This window comes from Amycolatopsis rifamycinica (genome assembly GCF_000695625.1).
Classification (GTDB): Bacteria; Actinomycetota; Actinomycetes; order Mycobacteriales; family Pseudonocardiaceae; genus Amycolatopsis; species Amycolatopsis rifamycinica.
The window spans coordinates 1-823 of sequence record NZ_JMQI01000020.1 but is presented as its reverse complement, the minus strand read 5'-3'; the positions used below and the strand labels follow the sequence as shown (position 1 = coordinate 823).

Genomic DNA, 823 nt, shown 5'->3' with positions numbered 1-823 from the left:
TGTCCCCTCGTGCTACACGCTTACACCACAATCCAATAAGTGGCTCGGCTACCCCACTGCGTCACCCCATCACTTGGCTACTACCAGTTCAGGCCCCACGCACGCACACAACACAGAAGGCAAAGCCTCCCGTCATCATGATTGTGGGTGGTTAGTATCACTGATTCACACATGGGCGCACATACACGGGTACGGGAATATCAACCCGTTGTCCATCGACTACGCCTGTCGGCCTCGCCTTAGGTCCCGACTCACCCTGGGAAGACGAACTTGACCCAGGAACCCTTAGTCATCCGGCGGACAAGATTCTCACTTGTCTATCGTTACTCATGCCTGCATTCTCACTCGCACACACTCCACCGCCCCTTGCGGTACGGCTTCACAGCAGTGCACGACGCTCCCCTACCCAACACCTGCCTCAAGGACAGGATTGTTGCCGCGGCTTCGGCGGTGTACTTGAGCCCCACTACATTGTCGGCGCAGAACCACTCGACCAGTGAGCTATTACGCACTCTTTCAAGGATGGCTGCTTCTAAGCCAACCTCCTGGCTGTCTTCGCGATCCCACATCCTTTTCCACTTAGTACACGCTTAGGGGCCTTAGCCGGCGATCTGGGCTGTTTCCCTCTCGACTATGAAGCTTATCCCCCACAGTCTCACTGCTGCGCTAACTTAAACCGGCATTCGGAGTTTGGCTGACATTGCTAAGATTGTAGTCCCGCTCAACCAACCAGTAGCTCTACCTCCGGCAAGCACCACACAACGCTGCACCTAAATGCATTTCGGGGAGAACCAGCTATCACGGAGTTTGATTGGCCTTTCAC

General features: G+C 55.2%; 1 rRNA gene. It reads right to left on the bottom strand.

The features are described from left to right. Nucleotides 1–823 (bottom strand): 23S ribosomal RNA (locus DV20_RS43780); the annotation flags it as partial.